The sequence below is a fragment of the Streptomyces pristinaespiralis genome (assembly GCF_001278075.1).
Classification (GTDB): Bacteria; Actinomycetota; Actinomycetes; order Streptomycetales; family Streptomycetaceae; genus Streptomyces; species Streptomyces pristinaespiralis.
In genome coordinates this window covers 4,771,561-4,795,877 of sequence record NZ_CP011340.1, presented here as the reverse complement: position 1 = coordinate 4,795,877, position 24,317 = coordinate 4,771,561, and the positions used below count along the sequence as shown (strand labels likewise).

The 24,317-nt window shown below is 72.3% G+C and carries 17 protein-coding genes; 6 read left to right on the top strand and 11 right to left on the bottom strand.

Going from position 1 to position 24,317, the window contains the following annotated elements:
• Positions 1-16: 16 nt before the first annotated feature.
• Together SPRI_RS20430 and SPRI_RS20425 are read right to left on the bottom strand one after the other, a co-directional pair.
• Positions 17-283 carry a DUF4031 domain-containing protein gene (locus SPRI_RS20430; protein WP_005315781.1) on the bottom strand — a complete coding sequence of 89 codons (267 nt, stop codon included), beginning with the start codon at positions 281-283 and terminating at the stop codon, positions 17-19.
• Complete coding sequence (locus SPRI_RS20425) at positions 280-636, bottom strand: hypothetical protein (RefSeq protein ID WP_037774350.1); 357 nt, start codon at positions 634-636, stop codon at positions 280-282. The genes SPRI_RS20430 and SPRI_RS20425 overlap by 4 nt, the downstream gene beginning before the upstream one ends.
• A 56-nt stretch (positions 637-692) precedes the next feature.
• Between SPRI_RS20425 and SPRI_RS20420 the strand changes: the two genes are divergently transcribed.
• Positions 693-1,607, top strand: coding sequence for a MurR/RpiR family transcriptional regulator (locus SPRI_RS20420; protein WP_037774348.1), 915 nt, complete (start codon positions 693-695; stop codon positions 1,605-1,607).
• A 53-nt stretch (positions 1,608-1,660) separates the two neighbouring features.
• A complete protein-coding gene (murQ, locus tag SPRI_RS20415; protein WP_005315773.1) occupies positions 1,661-2,593 on the top strand; it encodes an N-acetylmuramic acid 6-phosphate etherase in 933 nt (310 codons plus the stop codon).
• Positions 2,594-3,101: 508 nt separating this feature from the next.
• Here murQ and SPRI_RS20410 read toward each other — a convergent pair.
• Entirely contained in the window at positions 3,102-4,547 is a 1,446-nt protein-coding gene (locus SPRI_RS20410; protein ID WP_005315771.1) for a lipase/acyltransferase domain-containing protein, read from the bottom strand.
• Positions 4,548-4,602: 55 nt separating this feature from the next.
• A complete protein-coding gene (locus SPRI_RS20405; protein ID WP_005315769.1) occupies positions 4,603-9,015 on the bottom strand; it encodes an ATP-binding protein in 4,413 nt (1,470 codons plus the stop codon).
• An 87-nt stretch (positions 9,016-9,102) separates the two neighbouring features.
• On the opposite strand from SPRI_RS20405, the gene SPRI_RS20400 reads away from it, so the two are divergent.
• On the top strand, positions 9,103-10,098 hold the full coding sequence (locus tag SPRI_RS20400) for a hypothetical protein (protein ID WP_050791538.1): 996 nt from the start codon (positions 9,103-9,105) through the stop codon (positions 10,096-10,098).
• A gap of 628 nt (positions 10,099-10,726) precedes the next feature.
• Here SPRI_RS20400 and SPRI_RS20395 read toward each other — a convergent pair.
• Both SPRI_RS20395 and SPRI_RS20390 read right to left on the bottom strand, forming a co-directional pair.
• Complete coding sequence (locus SPRI_RS20395) at positions 10,727-11,419, bottom strand: ABC transporter ATP-binding protein (protein ID WP_005315765.1); 693 nt, start codon at positions 11,417-11,419, stop codon at positions 10,727-10,729.
• A gap of 49 nt (positions 11,420-11,468) precedes the next feature.
• The gene (locus tag SPRI_RS20390; protein WP_005315762.1) at positions 11,469-12,920 is read right to left on the bottom strand and encodes an ABC transporter permease; all 1,452 of its coding nucleotides are present in this window, start codon (positions 12,918-12,920) and stop codon (positions 11,469-11,471) included.
• Between the two features lie 149 nt (positions 12,921-13,069).
• On the opposite strand from SPRI_RS20390, the gene SPRI_RS20385 reads away from it, so the two are divergent.
• A complete protein-coding gene (locus SPRI_RS20385) occupies positions 13,070-13,744 on the top strand; it encodes a helix-turn-helix domain-containing protein (RefSeq protein WP_005315759.1) in 675 nt (224 codons plus the stop codon).
• The gene (locus SPRI_RS20380; RefSeq protein WP_005315757.1) at positions 13,741-15,075 is read left to right on the top strand and encodes an MFS transporter; all 1,335 of its coding nucleotides are present in this window, start codon (positions 13,741-13,743) and stop codon (positions 15,073-15,075) included. Before SPRI_RS20385 ends, SPRI_RS20380 begins: the two co-directional genes overlap by 4 nt.
• Before the next feature lie 182 nt (positions 15,076-15,257).
• On the opposite strand, the gene SPRI_RS20375 is transcribed toward SPRI_RS20380, so the two are convergent.
• The 3 genes from SPRI_RS20375 to SPRI_RS20365 all read right to left on the bottom strand — a co-directional run bounded on the left by SPRI_RS20375 (position 15,258) and on the right by SPRI_RS20365 (position 19,112).
• Complete coding sequence (locus SPRI_RS20375; protein WP_158685178.1) at positions 15,258-17,624, bottom strand: hypothetical protein; 2,367 nt, start codon at positions 17,622-17,624, stop codon at positions 15,258-15,260.
• Between the two features lie 127 nt (positions 17,625-17,751).
• Positions 17,752-18,537 carry a hypothetical protein gene (locus SPRI_RS20370; RefSeq protein ID WP_234020531.1) on the bottom strand — a complete coding sequence of 262 codons (786 nt, stop codon included), beginning with the start codon at positions 18,535-18,537 and terminating at the stop codon, positions 17,752-17,754.
• A gap of 347 nt (positions 18,538-18,884) precedes the next feature.
• Positions 18,885-19,112 carry a hypothetical protein gene (locus tag SPRI_RS20365; protein WP_037776620.1) on the bottom strand — a complete coding sequence of 76 codons (228 nt, stop codon included), beginning with the start codon at positions 19,110-19,112 and terminating at the stop codon, positions 18,885-18,887.
• Positions 19,113-19,538: 426 nt separating this feature from the next.
• Between SPRI_RS20365 and SPRI_RS20360 the strand changes: the two genes are divergently transcribed.
• Complete coding sequence (locus SPRI_RS20360; protein WP_053557153.1) at positions 19,539-20,768, top strand: MFS transporter; 1,230 nt, start codon at positions 19,539-19,541, stop codon at positions 20,766-20,768.
• Here SPRI_RS20360 and SPRI_RS20355 read toward each other — a convergent pair.
• Together SPRI_RS20355 and groL are read right to left on the bottom strand one after the other, a co-directional pair.
• Positions 20,753-22,264, bottom strand: coding sequence for an alpha/beta hydrolase (locus SPRI_RS20355; protein WP_005315743.1), 1,512 nt, complete (start codon positions 22,262-22,264; stop codon positions 20,753-20,755). The genes SPRI_RS20360 and SPRI_RS20355 overlap by 16 nt on opposite strands.
• A gap of 239 nt (positions 22,265-22,503) precedes the next feature.
• On the bottom strand, positions 22,504-24,126 hold the full coding sequence (gene groL / locus SPRI_RS20350; RefSeq protein ID WP_005315739.1) for a chaperonin GroEL: 1,623 nt from the start codon (positions 24,124-24,126) through the stop codon (positions 22,504-22,506).
• Positions 24,127-24,317: the final 191 nt, after the last annotated feature.

The following is a 24,317-nucleotide window of genomic DNA, read 5'->3' as shown; positions in this document are numbered from 1 at the left end:
CCCCTCCGGCGGGCCCTCAGACGGAGCGTCCCTTGGGCCGGCGCAGCCCCGCGCCCGTGAGGCGGCGTACGAGCTCCTTCGAGCCGACCTCGACCGCGCCTGCCGCGACAGCGTCCGCGTAACGGTGCGAAGGGACGTCGTAGTGGTCGCGTTCGAAGGCGCGCGGCGGGCAGCCGATGGAGGCGGCGAAGGCGTGGAGCTCATCGAACGACACGTCACTGACCAGGTGGGACCACATCCGGCCGTGCCCCGGCCAGGTCGGCGGGTCGATGTAGACCGTCACGTCAGGCCGCCTATGGGGGCCACCACCACGCCCGCCTTGCCGCACACCCACTGCGGGTCGGGCCCGAGCTCCGGCTGGATCTCCAGGGCGTGCGGGTCACCGGCGTCGCACACGGGGCACAGCGGCCAGCGGCCGTGCCGCTCCAGCAGGGCGTCCTGGACGTCCTGGGCGACCAGACCGGCGACGTACTCGACACCCTCCGGCCACTGCTCGACCCACCAGCGGCGGTGGGTGACGGCGTCCTCGACCATGGAGACGACTCCGGCGTCGGCCACGTTTCTGGCGGCGAGATCGGCGAGGACCAGGGCCCGGGCCCGGTGCAGAGCCTGTTCCAGTGGGTTCGAGTCGTCCATGCACCCATTGTCTCCGGGTCTTGACGCCACCCGAAACGCGAAAATACCTTTCAAGTGTGACCAATCAAGTGAAGGAAATTTTCAGCGGTGACGCTCCCGCCCCCGCCGCCCTCGCGGCCAAGGTGCGCACGCTCTCGCCGTCCATGACCCGCTCCATGCAGCGGGTCGCCGAAGCCGTCGCCGACGACCCGGCAGGCTGCGCGGCCCTCACGGTCACCGGTCTCGCCGAGCTCACCGGCACCAGTGAGGCCACCGTGGTCCGCACCGCCCGCCTGCTCGGCTACCCCGGCTACCGCGACCTGCGCCTGGCGCTCGCCGGTCTCGCCGCCCACCAGGAGTCCGGCCGGGCGCCCGCCATCACCACCGACATCGCCGTGGACGACCCCATCGCGGACGTCGTCGCCAAGCTCGCCTACGACGAGCAGCAGACCCTCGCCGACACCGCCGCCGGTCTCGACACCGTCCAGCTCGGCGCGGCGGTGGCCGCCGCGTCGACCGCCCGCCGCATCGACATCTACGGCGTCGGCGCGTCCTCGCTCGTCGGCATGGACCTCGCCCAGAAGCTCCTGCGCATCGGCCTGATCGCCCATGCCCACGCCGACCCGCACCTCGCCGTCACCAACGCCGTGCAGCTGCGCTCGGGCGACGTGGCCATCGCGATCACCCACTCCGGCTCCACGGGGGACGTGATCGAGCCGCTGCGCGTCGCCTTCGACCGCGGCGCCACGACGATCGCGATCACCGGCCGGCCCGACGGCCCGGTCTCGCAGTACGCCGACCATGTGCTGACGACCTCGACCGCCCGTGAGAGCGAGCTGCGGCCGGCCGCGATGTCGTCCCGCACGAGCCAGCTGCTCGTCGTCGACTGCCTCTTCATAGGCGTGGCCCAGCGTACGTACGAGTCGGCGGCCCCCGCCCTCGCCGCCTCGTACGAAGCCCTCGCGCACCGCCACAGCCCGCGCAGCCGCTGACCGAACTCCCGCGTTCCCGCGTTCCCGCGTCCAAGAAAGCCGAGCCGCTCTTCATGACCTCCACCTACGGTGAACTCCGCGCCCAGCTGGCCACTCTCACCACCGAGGCGTTCCGACCCGAGCTCGCCGACATCGACCGGCTGCCGACGCTCGAGATCGCCCGGACCATGAACGCCGAGGACGAGACCGTCCCCGCCGCCGTCGCCGCGCAACTGCCCGCCATCGCCGCCGCGATCGACGGCACGGCCGAGCGGATGTCCCGCGGCGGCCGGCTGATCTACGCGGGCGCCGGCACGGCGGGCCGGCTGGGCGTGCTCGACGCCAGCGAGTGCCCGCCCACCTTCAACACCGACCCGTCGGAGGTCCTCGGCCTGATCGCGGGAGGACCGACCGCGATGGTCAAGGCCGTCGAAGGCGCGGAGGACAGCAAGGAACTGGCCGCGGCGGACCTGGACGGCCTGCAGCTCACGGCCGACGACACGGTGGTCGGCATCTCGGCGTCCGGCCGCACCCCGTACGCCATCGGCGCGGTGGAACACGCCCGCGCGCTGGGCGCGCTCACGATCGGGCTCTCCTGCAACGCGGACAGCGCGCTTGCCGCGGCCGCGGAACACGGCATCGAGGTCGTCACCGGGCCCGAACTCCTCACCGGGTCCACCCGGTTGAAGGCGGGAACGGCGCAGAAGCTGGTGCTCAACATGATCTCGACGATCACGATGATCCGCCTCGGCAAGACCTACGGGAACCTGATGGTCGACGTCCGCGCGTCCAACGACAAACTCCGCGCCCGCTCCCGCCGCATCGTGGCGCTGGCGACGGGAGCGTCCGACGAGGAGATCGAGTCGGCGCTCGAGGCGACGGACGGCGAGGTGAAGAACGCGATCCTGGTGATCCTGGGCGACGTGGACGCCGCGACGGCGGCCACGCTCCTGTCCCGCACCTCGGGCCACCTCCGCGCGGCCCTCACGACCCCGCGGAAGCCCTGACCGGCCCGCAGGCCCGGCCCGGGGCCGAAGTCCCCGACCCGACAAACCCAAGCCCCGCCGGCGATTGAGGCGCGGAGCCCGGGGCTGAAGTCCCCGACCAGGCAAGATCAAGCCCCGCCGGCGATTGAGGCGCGGGGCCCGGGGCGGAGCCCCGGCAACCGGGCCGCGCCACGAGCCCGACCACCCACCGGCACACGCAGCACACCCTCCGAGCATGACCTCAACCGCCGGACGGGCTGAAGTGGCCCAGCTCGGGGCCCGGGGCTGAAGTCCCCGACCCGGCGAAACCAAGCCCCGCCGGCGATTGAGGCGCGGGGCCCGGGGCGGAGCCCCGCAACCGCGCCGCGCCACGAGCCCGACCGCCCGCCGGTACTCGCAGCACGCCCTCCGGGCATGACCTCAATCGCCGGACGGGCTGAAGTGGCCCAGCCCGGGGCCTGGGGCCGAAGTCCCCGACCCGGCAAACCCAAGCCCCGCCGGCCGACTGGGCAGCCGTGACGACGTCACGTCAGTCCTCGACGACCGTCACGACGTCACGGCACACCACCCTCGGCCGGTCCGCCTCGACCTCCAGCACCCACGTGCCGGAAGGCGCCGTGAGGTCCGCGACCAGGCTGCCCGTACCGTCCGGTACCAGACCGACCGGGTCCGCGGCCGGCACCCCGTCCCGGACCAGGCGTGCCCGTACCGTCCGGCCCGGGTCGGCCATCCCCGTGACGGCGACCTCGAACGGCTCGCCCGCCACGGCGAAGTCCGGGGCCGCCAGCCCGAAGTCCTCCCCCGCCAGCGTTTCCCTGGCCGGCTTGCCGTGGCGGATGGCGGCGAGTTGGTGGCCCACCGACTCCGCCCCCGCCATCGTGGCGTGACGCTCACCGCCCCAGACCGCCTGGGACATGTCGTCCAGGGCCCACTTCGCGAAGGCCGACTCCTCCGGGACGGTGCCGTCCCCGGTCCACTCCTGGGAGTTGTCGAGCCACGTGGGGAACTCGAGCGTCCCGTCCACGCCGACCACCACCCCGTGCACGGTCGGATGCGCCCTGCCGCCGAGGCAGTGCACCCGGTACGGAGCCACGGGCAGGGCGGACCGGCTCGCCTCCCAGGCATCGGTGAACTCACGGTGGAAGGCGAAGGCGTCGTCCACCAGCTCCGAGGGCAGATCGGGCACGAACCCGTCGGTCAGCGGGCGCCACCGGTTTCCTCCGTCGGCCATGGCCGCCTTGTACACCGGCAGCAGCTGCGCCACGGACGGAAACGTGCGGGCCAGGTCCACCAGCGCGGAGTTGACCCGCGCCGCCTTCCGCATGGCCTTCCGGCGCAGCCTGCCCTGGTCCGCACCGGGCCCCACGCCGTTCTTCGTGAGGAAGCGGACCGCCTTGGCCGCGCCGCGGTGCGGCGTGCCGATGGTGACCAGGGAACGGGCGATGTCCCGGCCGCCCAGGCACTCCAGGTAGTAACGGGCGATCAGGCCGCCCATGGAGTGGCACATGAAGACGACCTTCGGCACGTCGTCGTGTGCCTGGGGGTAGAAGCCCGCGGCCCGCTCCCGCCATTGCTCGAGCGCCGATTCGACCCGCACCCGCAGACGGCGCGCGTTGAGCCGGTTGGACAGACGCCAGTCGTAGGCGAAGGGGACGTACTGCCCGGGGCGCAGCCCGCCCTGCGGATGGTGGTCGGGGCTGCGGTCGAGCATGGCTCTGACGTCCGGGTAGCCGAGGAAGGAGATCAGACCGGGCAGGGCGTCGGGTCCCTTGAGCAGCTCGTCGGCGTCCACCGCCCAAGGCTCCTCCGGCTCGTTGTCCCCGATACCGGGCGGCAGCGCGAGGCGTTCCGCGGCCTTGGAGGGGCGCAGCATCTGCAGCGCGGCCTGTTTCGACTGGTGCCACAGGTCCCGTCCGTCCCGGGTCAGCCGGCTCCCGAGAATGCCCGGTACGAAGACCACCAGGTCGTGCTCCATCGCGGATGTCTCCCTTTCCTTGTCCCTTGGGGCTGCTGAGGCCGCCGTCGCCGCTCTACACGGCCCGGGCGGCCTGCACGGCACTCCTGATCAGCGGCTCGGGCAGTGTGATCTGGTCGCAGCGGACGCGTCCCTGCAACGCGAGCGTGATGCCGTGACCGGGGTCGAACGCGGCGTCGGCCGCCTCGATGTCCAGGCCCCGGTGCGGCGCGGTGAGTTGGTCGAGCCACACCCCCCGCCCGACGTCCCGCACCGACGCGGTCCGCGCGCCACCGAGGACCAGCAGCAGCGGATTGCGGGCGCGCCCGGAGAAGGCGAGGGCGGCGGGGGTTCCGTGCGTGTGCGCGAAGCTGGTCGTCGTCCAGTCGCCCTCCTCGCACTCCGCCAGATGCACCGTGCCCGCGCGGGTCCAGGCGATCAGCGGCAGGAGTTCGCCATCGACGAGTCCCGCGCCGAGCGCGGCACCGGCGGGACGGTCCGGTGCCGCCCGCCGGCCGCCGGCGGCGACGAGGCCCTCTTCGGTGCTCTCCCACAGCCGCAGCGCGTCCACGCAGTCCGCCAGTACCCAGGTGCGTCCGCCCGCCGAGTGGGCGTGCACGGCCCGGATCCTCACCTCCGGGACGACCGCCTCGCCGGAGCTGTGCCACCGACCCGTCCCGTCCGGGCGTGTGAAGCGCAGGACCCTGCGTCCGTCGGGGACGAACAGGTGCAGGCCGCCGGCCGTGGACACCAGTCCCAGGCCCTCGGCGTGGTCGCCGGCATCGCCGCCGAGGTCGACGTGTCCGTCCTGCCGCCGGTCGTCCGGATCGTCGAAGAGCCGCCACATCCGGACGCGCCGCCCGATGGCGGCCGCGACCGCCCACTGTCCGCCGTGCCGGACCGAGGACACGGCGGTGACCCGCGCTTCGTGCGACAACACGGCCTCGGTGCCGACCTGTCCTTGACGGGCGTCCTGCCGCGTGACGAGCACATCGCGGCCCCAGACCCTGGTCAGCAGGGCGGGAGCCCCTGCCTCCGCCGCCGCCAGCCGCACGACCGGGTGCTCGTCGTGATCACGCCGCCGGACCTCGCGGCCCGCGCGCACCGCGGCGGGCACATCGAGCAGCCGCACCTCCGCACCGTCACCGACGGCCAGCCGGCCCGAGCCAGAGGGGTCGAAGGCCAGGCCGTTGCGCCTGCTGCCCAGGCCGAAGGAGCACCGGAAGGTGCTGTCGGTGATGCCCGTCACCCGCACGGTGCTGCCGTGGTCCTCGTACAGCGCGACGAGCGGCAGCTCACCGCACAGCCCGAGTGCCACGTCCCGGGAGGCCGACTCGGCGACGAGTTCCCGCGTGAACCGCGGGGTCGCGGTGTACCCCTCGGCGAACAGCCGCCACACGCGGACGTGTTCGCCGTCGACCACCGCGAGCAGGCCGCTGTCGTCCCCCTCCGCCAGCGCCGCTGCGGCGAACGCGGTCCCGTGGAGCGTGTCCAGTTCCCACTCCCGCCGCACCCAGTGCTCGTCCCCGGAGAGCTTGCCGTGCAGTTCATGCACGGTCGCCGTGCGGCCCGCGGTGAGCAGGAAGCCACGGTCACGCAGTCCGAGCAGCGCGACGCGCCCCGCTTCCACGGGCAGAACGGTGCTGCGGACCCCGGCCGCCGGTCCTTCGACGACCGGCCAGCGCCACGCCCAGACACGGCGGCCGTCGGCCGCGGCGACCAGCAGGTCGTCGCCGAGCCGGGCGGCGGCGACGCTGCCCGGCGTGCCTCCCCAGTGGAACGTCGTGCGCGGCAGGCGTTCGCGCCCCGACCACAGGTGCACGGACGAGCCGTCGTGGGCGACCGTCACCCGCCGGGTCCGGGTACCCGCCTCGCACACCTCGGTCAGCACGGCCCGGCTGCCGTGCTCGGACCCGGTGGTACGGCGTGTCAGTACGTGGTCCCCAGTGTGCGCGTCGCGGACGGAGATCTCTCCCCGCCCCGCGACGGCGATCGTGCCTCCCTCGGCGGCCGTCCAGCTCACCGCGCGGGCCCCGCCGAGGGGCGCGGGCAGGCACAGCTCCAGCGGGTCCGGCGGCGTGTCGGTCCACACCTCGTCCCAGCACAGATCCTTGAACTCCTGAAAGCTTTGGAGCCGGCGCAGGTACTCCGGGTGGCCGGCGTGGGCCACCGCGCGGAGGATCGCCCTGCGCTCCCGGCGATCGGTGTGCCGCCTGAATTCGCCGCCCACCCGCCGGTACAGCGCCGCGCCCTCGCAGGTGGCGGCCAACGAGGCGGCGAGCGGCAGCATCACGTCCGGTCGTGTCCGCACCAGGAAGCGCGGGTCGTCGAAGAGCTCCTCCAACGGATCGGGCTCGTCGTCGAGCACCACCGTCGCGCTCCGGGCCTGCGCGGCGTGCGCTCCGAGGTGGGCCAGGGTGTACTCGTCCGCCGTGTCCCAGTCGCCCACCAGTTCGTCGTAGACGCGGCGGTGAGCGGCAGCAGGGTCGAGCTTGGCGCGAGCCAGCAGCGCCGTTCCGTAACTGGCGTGCCCGAGGCGGTGGATCGGAGGACTCCCCGGCCGGTGCTCCACGGTCAGGAGGGCGTCCGTGACGCTGCTCAGCACCGTGTCGAGGGACCGACGCGACACCTTCGGCGAGCCACGGCGCAGCAGCGCCCGCGCCATGCGGAACCACAGGTCCCGGTCGGACAGCCCGCTGCCCTGCGCCAGGGCGAGCGGCAGCAGCAGCTCAGCGGCGCCGAACCGGCCGGACGGATCGAGGGCCTCGAGCTCGTCCTCCATCCGTGCCCGCAGGTCGGTGCCTCCGTCGCGGACGAACTCCTCCAACCGGCCGCCCGACAGGCATTCCGGCTCCCGCGCGAGGGCCCGGGCGACCAGCTTGGCCACGAGGAATCGCCGCCGGCACTGTTCCGCCACGCGTCGAGCGGTCTCCAGTCGCACGCCGTCGTTCTCCCGGCCCGCATAAGGAGAGCCCTCGTACGCGGCGAGGTCGGCCGCGACGAGGGCGGCGATGTCCCGCTCGGTGTCGGCGTCCTGGTCGATCCGCAGGTCGGGCGCCGTCCGGTCCAGAGCGTCCAGCAGCGATTCCCGGCCCACTCCGTCGGTGATCTGCCGGGGATGGGCGCGGGTGGCCACCACGACCTTCACGCCGGGGCGGTGCGACAGGGGGTTGAGCAGCCGGCGCGCGATCTCGTGGGCCTGGCCGGGCATGGCCTCGTCGAGGCTGTCGACCAGCAGATTCAGCGCGCCCGTCCGCTCCACCAACGAGCCCACCCGGTCCACGCACTGCTCCGGGGTGATGCCCTCCGGCGGCGGTTCCGCGCCCAGCGGCCCCAGCACCTCGAGCACGGCCCTGGCCAGTGAATGCAGGGACTCGCCCCGGCAGGACACCGCGGCGTGGATCGAGCCGGGCCGGGGCCGGGTCTGGACAGGGGGTTCCGGCCTGAGCGACTCGCGCATCTCCGGCACGGACAGCAGAGCCAGCCGCCCGAGCAGCGCGGACTTGCCGGTGCCGGCCGCGCCGGTGACGACGAGCATGCCGCTCGTCGTCGCTTCGAGCCAGGTGACCAGTCTGCTGAGCGGTTGGAGCCGGCCGGTGAAGCGGAGCCGGGAGGTGCGGTCGGAGATCTGCTCGAAGTGTTCCGGCCGCAGCCACGGCAGATGTTCGGGCGGCCGGGCGGCCGTGCGGAACACCTTGTTCTTCTCCGAGAAGTACGGATTGTGCAGGAAGCGGGTGTCCAAGGGCCGGATCACGGCCGCCCTGGGCCGCTGCTCCGGGTCGGTCAGTCCCGTTTCCCTGGCCTTGACGTCGACGGCCTCCAGCAGGTCCGGCAAGGAGAGGTAGAGCGCCGTGGACGCGAAGGGCCGCACCATGCCTTCGAGTTCGAGCCGGTCGTCCGCGACGGCCTGCTCCAGCCAGTCCACCCAGCGGCCCTCGTCGACCTTGAGGCCGGCGCCCGCGGTGGCGGCGACCACGAGGCCGCGTTCACGCGGCGCCCCGCCGGAGAACCGTCCGTACGCCTCGACGAGAGGACGCGCGGCTCCCAGCGTGCTCTGCGACTGGCAGGCATCGATGACGATCAGGAACTCGGTGTCCCGCTGTGCGGCACACCGCTGGAGCAACTCGGTGAAGGGCATGGCCCGGTTCGGATCCATGCCCTTGGTGGAGAAACTGTTCCGGCAGCCCAGGAAGTAGCCGTGGTCCCCGAGGTCGTAGCCATGGCCCGTCCAATAGAGGATCTTGCGGGTCGCCTCGTGCTCGAGGAAGCGGCTGAGCCCCGCCTTGACGTCGTCCAGTGTCCCGCTGTCGTCGAGCCGCATCTCGTGGCCGAAGCCGAACCGCTGCACGCACAGCTTGGTGAAGCGCTTGCGCGCGTCCTCGACGAGCTTGCGGTCGAGCCGCCCCTCGGGATCGTCGTACGCCTCCATGGCGACGGTGCCGACCAGTCCCGACGCCCGTAGTTCCTCACGTAAGAGGTGAACCGTCATCCCCTCCCCCTCCCGTCCCTATCATGGTCCATCTGCCGTGACCTGTGTCACGCCAGCCGTCAACCGCTCTACGGAGAAGGTGAATTGATGACTGCCAGGGACCGTTTCACCGTGGTCGGACGCCAGACCGACTGCCATGTCTACGAAGGTGACGGGACGCGGCCGATCGCCGAGGAGAACATGCGGGTGAGGTACGTCCCCGGGCGCGTCCACTTCCCGGAGGAGATCGGCCGCTGGCGGCGGGAGATCGAGGAGGAACAGGCCGCCAAGGAGGCGGCCGGGGAACCGCACCGCTGGAACAACCCGCGCTTCGCCGTGGAGCGCCTCACCGTCTCACGCACCCACACCGCGGAGGAGCCCGTCGCCACGCTCACCCTGCGCGACGCGGACTACTACGACTTCATGACCACGTCCATGAACCTCGACCGCATGAAGAGCGACGGGCAGACGCTGCGCGAGCAGTACATCGACGGCAAGGACCCGCTGGAGGCGGAGCCGTTCATGTTCTGCAGCTTCGGCGTGAACGTCGCGGTGGAGACGGGCAAGGACAAGAAGATGGTCATCTCCCACCGCAGTTCCCGGGTGGCGGGACACAACAAGTCGAAGTGGAACTCGTCCGCGAACGAGGGCCTGGCCCGCAACCACGACCTGTCCCCCGACGGGAGAGTCAGCCTGCACGCCGTCGCCCGCCGGGCGATGCGCGAGGAACTGGCGGTGTACGAGTCCGACGAGGTCGACCTCGAGCTCCTCGGCTTCGGCCTCGATGTGCGCAACAACCAGTGGGCGGCGTTCTTCCGGGCGGTCCTCACCGACCTGACGGAGGAGGAGCTGAGGGCGAGGTGGAGCCGCGGCATCGAGGACAAGTGGGAACACGACCGCCACGCGTTCGTCCCGGCCGACCCGGAGAGCGTTCTGCGCTTCCTCCGCGACGAACCGGCGGAGAACTGGACGCCGTGCGCCCCTGCGCTCTTTTACCTGTCCCTGGTCCGCGCGGCGGTCCGGGCCCAGGACAACGACCCTGCGGCCCGCTTCGAGGTCGAGGCGATCGAACGCAGGGTCGTACGGGAACTCGACGACGAGTAGCCCCCCGCCCGACCCCGGCCGCGTCCTCAAGCCCCGCCGGCGATTGAGGCGCGGGGCCCGGGGCGGAGCCCCGGCAACCGGGCCGCGCCACGAGCCCGACCACCCGCCGGCACTCGCAGCACGCCCTCCGGGCGTGTCCTCAATCGCCGGACGGGCTGAAGTGGCCCAGCCCGGGGCCCGGGGCTGAAGTCCCCGACCCGGCGAAATCAAGCCCCGCCGGCGATTGAGGCGCGGGGCCCGGGGCGGAGCCCCGCAACCGCGCCGCGCCACGAACCCGACCACCCGCCGGCACTCGCAGCACGCCCTCCGGGCGTGTCCTCAATCGCCGGACGGGCTGAACTCGCCCACCCGCAACCCCAAGCCCCGCCGGCGATTGAGGCGCGGGGCCCGGGGCAGAGCCCCGGCAACCGGGCCGCGCCACGAACCCGACCGCCCACCGGCACTCGCAGCACGCCCCTGGGCATGTCCTCGATCGCCGGACGGGCTGAAGTGGCCCAGCTCGGGACCCGGGGCTGAAGTCCCCGACCAGGCAAGATCAAGCCCCGCCGGCGATTGAGGCGCCGGGCCCGGGGCAGAGCCCCGGCAACCGGGCCGCGCCACGAACCCGACCGCCCACGCGCGCCCCGCGCTACGCCGCGTCCGCCGCCCGTTCCTTCACCGTCACACGCCCCTTGCGGATCGTCGCCACCCGTCTCGTCCGGCGCGCCAGCGCCGAGTCGTGGGTGACCATCACGAACGTGAAGGCGTGTTCCTCCCACAGCGCCTCCAGCACCTCCATGATCTCGTCGCGCATCGACTCGTCCAGGTTGCCCGTCGGCTCGTCCGCGAGCAGGACCGCCGGTCGTTTCACCAGCGCCCGCGCGATCGCGACCCGCTGCTGCTGCCCGCCGGAGAGCTCGCCGGGCAGGTGCCGCAGCCGCTCGCCCAGCCCGACGGAGGCCAGCGCCTCCCCGGCGCGTTCCCTGCGTTCGCGTGCCTTGAGGCCCGGCAGCGGTACGAGCGCCGTCTCGACGTTCTCCTGCGCGGTCAGCGTGGGAATCAGGTTGAAGCTCTGGAAGACGAAGCCGATCTTCTCCGCCCGCACCCGCGTCAGCCTCGCCTCCGGCAGGGCCGCCAGGTCCGTCCCGTCGAGGACCACGCTGCCCTCGCTCGGCCGGTCGAGGCCGCCGAGCATCTGCAGCAGCGTGGACTTGCCGCCTCCCGTGGGCCCCTGGATGACGAGCCGGCCGCCGTCCTCGATGGTCAGGTCGACTCCGTCGAGGGCGTTCACACTGTCCTTGCCCCGCCGGTAGCGCTTGGTGACGCCACTGAGCTGGTACATCATCAACTCCTGTTGTACGTGGAAGAGAAGGGGCCCGGTCCTGGCCGGGTCACTCGACGCGGCGCAGTGCGTCGGCGGGCCGCAGCCGGGACGCGCGCCAGCCGCCGAAGCCGCCCGCGACGAGACCGCCGGCGACGGCGAGGGTCACGGCGAGGCCGATCGTGGTGAGCGAGACCGGCGCGGTGAGCGCGATGTCGAGGGCACGGTCGGCCGAATCCCGCAGGGGTCCGCCACCGCCGCCGGGACCGGCGACCCGCAGACCGCCGCCACCGCCCGCACCGGCGCCGCCGCCGAGCTGAGCGGTGAGCGTCGGGCTGAAGGTGGTGATCAGCCACGCGCCGGCGAGCCCGAGGGCGATCCCGAGCGCGCCGCCGACGAGCCCGTTGACGAGGGCCTCACCGGCGACCTGCCGCGTCACCCGGCCGCTGCGCCAGCCGAGCGCCTTGAGCGTGCCGAACTCCCGTACGCGCCGGCTGACCGCCGAGGACGTCAGCAGCCCGGCGACGAGGAACGCCGCTGCCAGTACCAGGACGGAGAGCCACTTGCCGACGCCCGACGCCAGGTCGGACGCCGTGGACAGCGACCCGGAGACGGTCTCCGCGAGGTCGGCGGAGGTGGTCACGGTCGTACCGGAGATGTTCTTCTGGATGGTCTCCTTGACGCCGTCGATCTTCTGCGAGTCGGTCGCCTGGACGTAGACGGTGGTCACCTTGTCCTTGGCGTCGGCGAGCCTCTGCGCCTGGGCCAGCGGCAGATAGACGTTGGCCGCGGCGTCGCCGCTGTCCGCGGTCGCGATGCCGATGACCTCGAAGTCCGTGCCGGAGATAGTGAGTTTCTTGCCCGGCCCGAGGTCCTTCTCCTTGGCGTAGGCGCTGTCGAGGACGGCGACCCGCGCGTCGGTCTCGCTCTCCTCGAAGGTCCGCCCCGAGGTGATCGTCGAGGAGGTCAGGGGCCCCAGTTCCTGGTGGGCGACGTCCGTTCCGTACGCCGTGTACGAGTCGACGTCGAAGTCGGCCCCGCCGCCGCGTACGGCGCCGCCCCCGGCGCCCGGCCCGCCCTGGCCCGGCTTCTGCTGCACCGCGCCGCGCTTGAACTCACCATTGACCTTCATGACGTTGACGCTCAGTCCGCCGACCGCGCCCGCGACGCCGTCCTGCTCCGCGACCCGGGCGACGGTCGAGGACGCGAGGGTCTCGAACCCCTGGACCATCACGATGTCGCTGCTCTGCTCGGCGTCGTCGCCCTCGTCCTTGGCGTCGAACCGGAAGCGGGGCCGACGCACGGTCTCGCCCTCGCCGGGCGGCTCGGCGGCCTTGGTGACGGTCATGTCGGTGCCGAGCCCGTACAGCGATTCCAGGACCTTGTCCTGGGCGCGGTTCATCCCGGACGACACGGAGTTGACGACGATGACCAGCGCGATCCCGAGGGCGAGCCCCGAGGCGACGACGAGCGCCGCTCTTCTGCGGCGGCGGAGCTCACGCCGGAGGTAGGTGAAGAACATGGCGTGACGGTATGGACGCGGCGTGATGGGGAGTTAAGGCCCGCATGAGAGCCGCATGAGTGTTCCTCCCGTGCCGGACCACCGAGATTCCCAAAGAAATTCTGCAAAAACTATTTTGTGAAGTGCCCGGTCCGCTCTACGCTCACGCCGTGACCGATGACCACGAACACCGCCGCCGCGTACTCGACCCCCGCCAGGACGCCGCCGCCCTCAAGGCGCTCACGCATCCCCTGCGGATCCGGCTGCTGGGCCTGCTGCGCATGGAGGGACCGGCCACCTCGAGCGAACTCGCCGTCAGGACGGGCGAGTCGTCCGCGTCGACCAGCTACCACCTGCGGGTGCTGGCCAAGTACGCGTTCATCGCGGAGGCGGAGCACCGCGACGGCCGGGAACGGCGCTGGAAGTCCGTCCATGAGGTGACCAGCTGGAGCAACGCCGCGATGGCCGGCTCGCAAGAGGCGCGGGCGTTCGTCGACGTGGCCCGCCGGGCCCAACTCGACCATCTGGAGCGGTCCCTGGCCCGGCACCAGGAGGACCTCGACACCGGAAGGCTCGGCACCGAGTGGCTGGAGCCGTCCGGCTTCACCGACCTGGGGGTCCGCCTCACCCCGGAGTCGCTCACCGAACTGTGGGAGACGTTCGAACGCATCGTAAGCGAGCTCGCCGCCCGCGACGAGGGCGACCCCCGCGCCGAGCAGGTCGCGCTCTTCACGGGCGGGCTGGCACTCGCCTCGGGAGCCGGCGCGGCCGGCACGGAGCCGGACGCGAGCACCGGCACGACGGCCGGACCGGCGAAGAAGTCCGGCACGGAGGACGCCTCGTGAAGCTGCTGGACCCCCGCGCCGCCCGCCGGCGCTTCGTCGCGGCCATGTTCCTCTTCTGGCTCCCCGTCGGCCTCTACGTTCCGTCCCAGGTGCTCCTCCTCACCGAACGCGTGGGGCTCACCGCCGTCGCCGGGCTCTTCGCCGTCTACTCGGTCACCGTGTCCGCGATGGAACTGCCGACCGGCGGTCTGTCCGACGTCATCGGCCGCCGTGCCGTCCTCGCCGCCTCCGGGCTGCTCAACCTGTCCGGTCTGGCCCTGATGGCGCTCGGCACCACCCTCTGGGTGCTCGCCGTCGCCATGTTCTTGATGGGCACGGGCCGCGCCCTGTCCAGCGGCCCGGCGGAAGCCTGGTACGTCGACACCGTGCAGGCCCACTCCGGCCCCGGCGCCGAACTGCGCTCCGGCCTCGCCCGCGGCAACACCGCCTCCTCCGCCGCGCTGGCCGTCGGCACGCTCACCGGTGGGGCCCTGCCTTTCCTGCTCGGCCTCGGCACCGACCTCGGCACCCGCCTCGCCGACGCCACCGGCGGACTCGTACTGCCGCTGTCCGTGCCCGGGCTGCTCGGAACCGCCGTCTGCGTCGCATACGTCGCGTACGTGCTGACCGCCCTGCCGGAGCCGCCACGGCCGGCCGCGACACTGCGCGGGGTGCTGCGCGGGGTCCCGGCGACGATGCTGGACGGACTGCGGCTCGGCGTCGCAGAGCCGCTGGTCGGCAGGGTCCTGCTGACGGCGGCCACGGTCGGCGCGTCCTTCGCCGCCCTCGAACTCCTCACGCCCGGCCGGGCCGCCACGCTCACCGGCGCACCCGAGTCCGGAGCCGTGCTCTTCGCCGCGCTCGCCTGCGCCGGTTTCGTATGTGCCGCGATCGGCAGCCAGTGCGCGCCACTGGCTGCCCGGCTGACGGGCAGCAGCGAGCGCGCGATTCTGGCCTCCCTCGGCGTAGGCACGACCGGGCTGCTGCTGCTCGGCTTGACCGCCGCATGGGACGGCCCCGTGCCACTCGCCCTCGCCGCGACCGGCTACGGCTTGGTCTACCTCGGTCACGGCGCAGCCGGCCCGAACCAGAACGACCTGCTTCACCGCCGCGTCGAGAGCACGGTCCGCGCCACCGCCCTGTCGGTGAAGTCGCTCGCGCTGCAGCTGACCGGTGCACTGGCCGGCCTCCTCGTCGGTTCGCTTCCCATCGGCCCCCTGCCGTGGCTGGTGGGCGCCGCGGCCCTCCTGCTCGGCGCGCTGCTGTGGACCCGCCCGGCCCGCCCGGCTCCCACGTCCGCCCCGGCCGCGGGCACACCCCTCCCCGCGACAGAGCCGCTGCCCCGGCCTTGAACGAGGTCGTCAGCAGCCTGGACTCGTTCGGCCTCGGCCGACGAGTTCTTGCGCTCCGCCGCATGACGACCGGGACTTCGCGACCGCCGCACGGTTCGCAGTCGAACTCCAGCAGCACGACGTGCACGACGGACCGCGCCGAAGCGCCGGCTGCTGTCGAACACGCGGGCGCGGCCTGCGGCTCAGAAGAAGTCGTCCTGCCCGCGGTCGCGTCGCGCCCCGTCCCGTGCGGCAGGAACAGCGGTTCTCCGCCGAGGCCTTGCCATGGCAGCGGTATTCAGAAGGCGTCGTCTCCACCAGAGCAGCAAGGCCGCTGCGGCAACCACCACCGGCAGCACGCGCAGAGCCGACTCACCCGCGGTCAGGCTCTCCTCCTGTGCACCGGGGTCGGCGGCCCCGCGCTGTGCGGGCGCCTGCGGCTCGGAGTCGGAGCCGGAGTCGGAGCCGGGACCGGGGTCGGAGCCGGAGGCGGGACCGGCAGCCTGGCGCGGAGTGGGTGCGCCGAGCCAGATCGCTCCGCGCCCGTCGGCGGACGGCTCGCTCAGAGAACGGTCGACCTCCGAGGGCAGGTTCGCGAAGTCCGCGGCGAACCGCTCGCCGGAGACCTTGGTGACGGGAATTCTGCTGAAGTCGACGCCGCCGTAGACATAGCTCCGCACATAGGTGGTCCCGCCTTCAGTGGTCCTGTCGGTGACCTTGAACTCGCCCTCGGTGTAGGACTCGACGAACCGGTCGAAGGTGTCGGTGGGCTTCCAGTCGCCGATGAGCCGCCAGTCGTCGACGTCGCCCGTGTCGATGAGGTCGCCGTAGGTGGTGTCCTTGCCGCGGCTCAGGTCGCGGTACCACTCGGCGGCGACCCGGGAGAGGTAGACGCGGCGCAGTTCGGCGTACTCGGGCGCGGTGTTGATCGCCTTCTTGAGCTCGGTGAGGATCAGGCCGCGGAAGTGCTGCTCGTTGTGGTCCTCGGTGGCCTTGTCCTGCTTCGGGCACGAACCGGTGGCGGATCCGCCCCGCTGCTCCAGGTACTGGGACTCCATCCTGACGTCGAGGGGCGCGTCGAGGATGTAGAGCGCATCGCCGTCCTGGTGGATCGACGCGGGTGCGGGCAGGATCCACGTCCGGTACGACATGCAGTCGCCCCGGATGCCGTCCCAGAATTTCCGGCCCCTCTCCGAGTGGGGGTGGATGAGCTTGCCGATCGTCTTCTTCATCAGCAGATCGGCCTCGAGGAGGACACGTCCGGCGTCCGTACGGCCGAGCCGCTCGTCGACGATGCGGTCCGGCTCGTTGGGGTTGAGGTTGACCCAGAACGCCGACGGTTCGAGGGACAGCCAGACGAAGAACGCGTCGGAGCTGCTCTGCGCGGCGTCGAGGCCCGCCGCCGGAGAACCGCCGCCGTCGGCGGAGAGGGGCGCCTGGAAGGCGTACTGCAGACCGCTGCCGTCGCCGGGGTCCGAGAGATGGCGCAGTTCCAAGGAGGAGAAGTCGATCCCGCCGGGCGCCTGGGGCACGGGCTGCGTCAGCGCCCGGGTCAGACCCCCCGCGGTGCCGCCTTCTCCGCACGGGTCGGCCGCCGGTCGCACGCTGCGCGGAGCGGCCGGCGCCGCGACGGTCGTCAACCGGGGGCTGAAGCCGAGGGCCTGAGCCCCACCGCACGGTTCTGCGGCGCGGGGGTTACGGAAGAACTGGTTCTCCTTCCTGGCCTGCGCCCTCCGCTGCTGCTCCGCCGCCTTGCGTTCCTTGCCCAGCTGCTTCTGTGCCGCCACCTCCCGGGCGACGGTGGTCTTCTCGGCGCGGGCACTCGCCTTTGCGCTGTCGATCAGCCCGTTGAGCTCGTCGGCCGCCCCCTTGCCGTTCACGACGGCGTAGATGACATCGGTACCGGCCGGGATCCGGCCGGCGCACCGCGGCCTGCACGGCGAACGGTCGCTGTAGATCACGAAGAGCCGGTCCTGGGGCACCGGCTTGCGCACATCCTGGCTCAGGAAAGCCAGGTCCCAGACGAGGATGTTCAGTTCGGAGTGGTTGCCTTCCGCTTCCGCCGAGGCCTCGTTGGCGTGCGGCACTACGGCGAACTTCTCGATCCCGGGGCGTTCGTCCATGCGCAACCGCTCGTACAGCGCCGGGTCGTCGTGCCGCAACGCGGCGGTCTCCACCACCTCCAGGCCCCGGGTGTCCACGTCGTCGAGTCCCGTGATGTCCACGAACCCGATCGCGACGTTTCGGCCCCCGTCGATCCGATGCCGGTTCCTGCCACCGTCGAGCTGCGACCGATGGCCCCACACCGCCTGCCGGTGCACATAGGACCGGTGTCCCAGGGGGTCGCTGTACCAGTCGCCTTCGATCCGGGTCAGCGATCTCCCGGACGGAGCGGGCTTGCGCTCCTTCTTTCCCCCGTCGGCCGTGAGGTTCGGGGTGTGGCCGGCCGACTGCGTCCGCGCCTCGGCGGACGCCTCCGCGAGGCCGCCTCCCGTGCCCAGTGACAACCCAAGCATCAGCACGGCCGCGGCCAGCGCCCGCGGCCCCGTACGTCCTCCGGTCAATGACATGCCGCTCCCCCGGGTTTCCGTGCGCGCAAAATGCGCTACTGCCCAGGAGGGCCCTTCCCCGGCAGTCACGCCCATGCCGCCGATCCCCCGGCAGTTGGCCGGAAGTCGCCGCTGAAGGACCAGCGACTCAGCCGCGCAGGGTCACCCCGTACCTGGTGCGCAGGCGGGTGATCTCCCACCACGCCACCGCCGTCACCGACGCCGGGCCACCGAGGACCGCGCAGAACTGGACCACCGGCGGCCCCGGCGGGGCTCCGGCCACGGCCAGGTTGATCGCCGCGAGCTCCCACACCAGGACGCCGGTGAGCAGAGCGGGAAGAGCGGCGTGGGCGTCGGCGGTGTTGAAGGCGGTCCGCAGCGCCGTCGTGGACGCGAAGACGACGAAGAACAGCACCCACAGCACCGGCAGCAGCAGCGCGAGCGTGATCAGCGGGCTGAGGCGGCTGTTCTCGTAGGTCCGGCCGAGGAGCATCACACCCGCGAAGAGCAGCGGTACGGCCGTGAAGGCACCGAAGTACCAGAGCACCGAGCGGACGGCGGGCCGCAGCCGGGCCCGCATACCGGGCCGTGCGTGCGGCGGCGCGAGCCGGAAGAGGACGAGGATCACCACGGGAGCGGTGAGGAGCAGCAGCCACGGGGTGACGACCAGCCGGAACAGATACTGGTCCTGCACCTCCGCCCAGTCCGCCTCTGTCCCGTAGGCGGCGAGGATCAGGAAGGACGCGACCAGCGCGACCCAGGCCCTGGTCCTCTGCACCCGCCACACCTCCGGGTCCTGGTACCGCCGGTGGTGGTGGGCGGGGAACCGCAGCCGCGCCTGACGGCGGGCGGACCTGGCCAGCGGGTAGCCCAGCAGCACCATGAGCGCGGGCCACACACAGAGCAGGCCGATCACCCACAGGCAGCCGGGCATCCGGCGCACCTGCCGCAACACCTCGCCCAGCGGCGGCCATTCGTCCTGGCGGAACCGCTGCCACAGCGACGGGGGCGGACCGTAGGGAGGGTACGGGTACGGCCCGGGACGAGGCGGATACGGGCCCGGACGGGGTGGGTACGGTCCCGGCTGCGGCGGCACACCTGGATGCGGCGGTGTGCCCGGCTGCGGCTGCCCCGTCCACCGGTACGGATCCTGTCCCCCGAATGTCACGCCTTCGCCCTCCCTGAAGTGGTCCGCCGATCATTCCAGGAGAGCGAACTGCCGTGCACCGCACGGCATATGGCGGGCCGGCACGACGGGCGGGCGCTTATCGGCGCCGTCGGTCACTCGTCCGCCTCCGGCCCGCGGAGCACCGCCGCGAGCCGTAGTGCGGTGTCCACGTTGCAGCGGCCCAGTTCGATGAGCGGGTACGGCACCTCGCTCGCCAGCGACACCACGTCCACCCCCAGCGACGGCAGTTTCACCGACACCGCCGCGAGCGCGTCCCCGAGCCGGGCCACCGCCTCCTCCGCGGTCCGCAACCGGTCCGCCGACCGCACCACTGCTGCCATGAGCACCACACCTCCGCGCCGCGTAACCGCCGGGTACCCCGATCTCCTCACCCCGCGTGTCCGGGTGCGGCCCTGGCCTTCCGGAGCAAGGTGATCTTGACGTTCCCCGTGCCGGTGGAACCGCATCACGCGCCAGCCGCCGAAGCCTTCACCCGTCCGGCAGCGGCGCACTCGAAGCACGACCGGCGCACGGACACCGGGCGGCCGGCCGGCGGAGCGTCACCGGCGCACCCGCCGAGGGGCCGCGGGCCCTCGCACCGGACCCCGAAAACACCCCGGCTCCACGGCGGCCCCCGGCGTAAACTGGGCCGCATGAGCCGACGACGACATTGATCCACCGCAGCGGGTCCTGGAACGGGCTGTCGCGGGCCGCCGCGCGGGTGAGCACCCGGCGTCCCCCGTCCGTTCCGCAGAAGGACCACACGCATGCTCACCGTTTCGTCATGCCCGTCGGACCCCCGGGTCCGCGGTGTCCGTCGCCTCGAGCGAAGGCTCTACGCCTACGCGGGTCTTGAGGACTTCGTCCTCCTCTACCCCCTCTACGCCCTGCTCTTCGCCGAACACGGCCTGACCACCGCCGAGATCTCCTCCCTCTTCGCCATCTGGTGCGTCGTCGGCCTGCTGGTCGAGGTGCCGTCGGGCGTCTGGGCCGACGCGGTGTCCCGCCGCGTCACGCTGGTCGCCGGCCCGCTGCTGACCGCCGTCGGATTCGCGCTGTGGGCGCTGACACCGTCCTACGCGGCCTACGCGGCGGGCTTCACCCTCTGGGCCGTCGGCGGCTCCCTGCGCTCCGGCTCCATGGAAGCGCTCGTCCACGACGAACTCGAACGGCTCGGCGCGGCCGACCGTTACGGCCGGATCATGGGCAGGGCAGCCGCCTTCAGCATGGCCGCAACGGCCGCGGCCACGGCAGCGGCCGCGCCCGCGCTCGCCCTCGGCGGCGACACGCTGGTGTGGGCCGGGAGCATCGCCGCCTGCGTGCTGTGCGCGGCGACCGGCGCGACGCTCCCCGAACACCGCGCCGCCGCCCACCACGATGCCACCGGACGCCCGGGCCACCTCGCGACGTTGCGCTCGGGACTCGCCGAGGTGCGCGGCAGCCGCCCCGTCCGGCGCGCGATGGTCCTCGCCGTGGTGATCACATCGGTCTGGGGCGTGCTGGACGAGTACGTGCCGCTGCTCGCCGCCGCCACGGGTGTCGCGACGGAGACGGTCCCGCTGCTGGTGCTGGTGGTGTGGGTGGGCGTGACACTCGGCTCGCTGCTGGTGACGGCCGGCGAACGGCTGTCGGTCCGCGCGACCGGGGCGCTGGTCGCGGCGGCGGCCGTGGCGCTCGCGGCGGGCGCGCTCTCGGGCACGCCCGCCGGATTCGCCCTGCTCGCCGTCGCGTTCCTCGTCTTCCAACTGGCGGACGTGCTGGCCGACGTCCGCCTTCAGGCAGCGATCACCGGCAGGAGCCGTGCGACCATCACCTCGCTGACGGGCCTCGGCACCAACATCGCCTCGCTGCTGGCGTACGGCACGTACGCGGTGCTGTCGCCGCACGCCTCCCACGGCACGGTCTTCGCGCTGCTCGCCCTGCCGTACCTGCTGGTGGCCGCCGTGATGGGCCGGCCGCGTCCGGCGCCGGCCCCCGCCGGTCAGGAGGCGCAGTAGCGGTCCCGGGCCGGGCGTTCACCGGTGAGCAGGAAGCGGGTCACGGTCGCGTCGCCGCACGCGTTGCCGTTGTCCACGTAGGCCCCGTGACCGGCCGAGTCGACGACGACCATCCGCGCACGGTCCCCGAAGGCCGCCCGCATCCGCTTCGCGCCCGCGAGCGGGGTCGCGACGTCACGGTCGTTCTGTACGAGGAGGACGTTGGAGGGGCCGCGCGGCGTGATGCGGACGGGCGGCTCGACGGGGCCGAGGTCCCAGAAGGCGCACGGCATGACGTTGACGGGCATGCCGGCCGTCAACGGGTGGCGCTCACGGCTGTCGGCCACGTCCTTCTCGTACTCGGCCGGGCCGTCCCCCCAGGCGTCCACGTCGTTGCAGATGGTCGCGGCCGACGCCGCGACCGTGTTCTGCATGGCCTCGTCCGGCGGCGTGCTCGGGGCCGGCAGATCGGCCCCGGAGCGGGCGGCGGCGATCAGACGGGCGACGACCGGGAAACGCCTGGGCGAGTAGAGGCTGTCGAGCAGCGCCTGGCGCAGCACGTTGCCGTTCAGCTGCTCGGGGTTGGCGCCCGGCCAGGGGATCGGCTCGCGGTCCAGGCGTGCGGCGAGGGCGAGGAACAGGGGCCGCACCTCCTCCGGTGTCGCCGCCAGCCGGTCCGGGTTCGCGGGATCGGCGGCCCAGGCGGCGAAGTCGGGGAAGACGTCCTCGACGCCGACCGCGTAGTTCGCCAGCCAGCCCCGCGCGACCCGTTCCGGGTCGGGGTCGTCGTTGCTGTCGAGGACCCAGCGGTCGGTGCGGTGGGGGAACATCTGCGCGTAGGCGGCGCCTGCGTAGGTGCCGTAGGAGACACCCCACGCGGACAGCTTCCGCTCGCCGAGCGCTTCCCTGATGCGGTCGATGTCGCGGGCCTCGTTACGGGTGCTGAGAGTGGGCAGCACCGCGCCGCCGTTCTCGGCACAGGCATCGGCGAGGCGACGGCCCGCGGCGAAGTTGTGGTCGATGGACCCGTCGGGCGCGGGCCACGGGCGCAGGCGTTCCATGGCGAGGTCGTCGTGCGGGAGGTCGCAGCTGACGGGTGCGGACCGGCCGACGCCGCGCGGGTCGAAGCTGACGACGTCGTACGCGTCACGCACCGACTGCGGCAGGGCCTTCCCCCGCCGGGAGGGCTCGTGCAGACCGGGGTTGCCCGGTCCGCCGGGGATGATCAGCAGCGTGCCGCGCCGGGCCTCGGGCTTCTCGCTCGGCAGCCGCGACACGGCGAGGGAGATGTGCGGCCCGCGCGGCTCCGCGTGGTCCAGCGGCACGGACACCGTCCCGCACTCCTGCCGGGCATCGAGCCCGGTCCCGGGGCACGGGCCCCAGCGGACGGACGAGAGGGGAGTGCCGGTCGCCTCCGCGGACGGCGCGGGGAGGGCGACCAGCGTGGTCGCGAGGGCGGGCAGCGTCAGCGCGACGGTGACGGCGGGGCGGAGCCTGAACGTTCGGGTGATTGCCATGGCACGACCCTCCCGGAATCGCGCGCCGGGTCCCACGGGACCAACTGCCGTATCCGGCAGGGGGTTTGCCCCACCCCCGCGGGCCGGTCACCCCCAGGTCGGCCTCCCGGCGGCGGTCGCGGACCGTACGTCCTGCCCGTACGTCCTGCCCCGTACGCCGGCCGGGGAACGCCCGAGGGCGGCACCCCCGTGAAGGGGTGCCGCCCTCGGTGTGAAACCGGTCCACCGATCCGCGAGGATCAGAAGTCCATGTCACCGCCCGGCATGCCGCCCGGAGCGGCCGCGGCGGCCTTCTCCGGCTTGTCGGCGATGACGGCCTCGGTGGTGAGGAACAGCGCCGCGATGGAGGCCGCGTTCTGCAGGGCAGAGCGGGTCACCTTCGCGGGGTCGATGATGCCCTCGGCGATCATGTCGACGTACTCACCGGTCGCGGCGTTCAGGCCGTGGCCGACGGGCAGGTTGCGCACCTTCTCGACGATGACGCCACCCTCGAGACCACCGTTGACGGCGATCTGCTTGAGCGGGGCCTCCAGCGCGAGCTTCACGGCGTTGGCGCCGGTCGCCTCGTCGCCCTGGAGCTCGAGCTTCTCGAAGACCGAGGAGGCCTGGAGCAGGGCCACGCCACCACCGGCGACGATGCCCTCCTCGACGGCCGCCTTCGCGTTGCGAACGGCGTCCTCGATGCGGTGCTTGCGCTCCTTGAGCTCGACCTCGGTCGCGGCACCGGCCTTGATGACGGCCACGCCGCCGGCCAGCTTCGCGAGGCGCTCCTGGAGCTTCTCGCGGTCGTAGTCCGAGTCGCTGTTCTCGATCTCGGCACGGATCTGGTTGACACGACCCTGGACCTGGTCGCTGTCACCGGCACCGTCGACGATCGTGGTCTCGTCCTTGGTGATGACGACCTTGCGGGCGCGGCCCAGCAGGTCCAGGCCGGCGTTCTCGAGCTTGAGGCCGACCTCCTCGGAGATGACCGTGCCGCCCGTGAGGATGGCGATGTCGTTCAGCATGGCCTTGCGGCGGTCGCCGAAGCCCGGGGCCTTGACGGCGACGGACTTGAAGGTGCCGCGGATCTTGTTGACGACCAGCGTCGACAGGGCCTCACCCTCGACGTCCTCGGCGATGATCAGCAGCGGCTTGCCGGACTGCATGACCTTCTCCAGCAGCGGAAGGAGGTCCTTCACGTTGCCGACCTTGGAGTTGACGATCAGGATGTACGGGTCGTCCAGGGACGCCTCCATACGCTCCATGTCGGTGGCGAAGTACGCCGAGATGTAGCCCTTGTCGAAGCGCATGCCTTCGGTGAGCTCGAGCTCCAGACCGAACGTCTGGGACTCCTCGACGGTGATGACGCCTTCCTTGCCGACCTTGTCCATGGCCTCGGCGATGAGCTCACCGATCTGGACGTCCGCGGCGGAGATGGAGGCGGTGGAGGCGATCTGCTCCTTGGTCTCCACGTCCTTGGCCTGCTCGAGCAGGGCGCCGGAGACGGCCTCGACGGCCTTCTCGATGCCGCGCTTCAGGGCCATCGGGTTGGCGCCGGCGGCCACGTTGCGCAGGCCCTCACGGACGAGCGCCTGGGCGAGGACGGTCGCGGTGGTCGTACCGTCACCGGCGACGTCGTCCGTCTTCTTGGCGACTTCCTTGACCAGCTCTGCGCCGATCTTCTCGTACGGGTCCTCGAGCTCGATCTCCTTGGCGATGGAAACACCATCGTTGGTGATCGTGGGGGCGCCCCACTTCTTCTCGAGGACGACGTTGCGACCCTTGGGGCCAAGGGTGACCTTGACGGCGTCGGCGAGCTGGTTCATCCCGCGCTCGAGACCGCGCCGTGCCTCCTCGTCGAACGCGATGATCTTGGCCATGTGAAGTGGTCCTCCCGGACTGGGGTGGATTGCTTCGGATCGCATCCGGCGCCCGCGACGGACGGCCTGCGTGCCTTGTGGTTCCTTGCCCCACCCGGCTCGCGGACCTCACCGACCCGATCCAAGTTCTGTCACTCTCACTGGGAGAGTGCTAACGCCAATGATTAGCACTCGACCCATGAGAGTGCAAG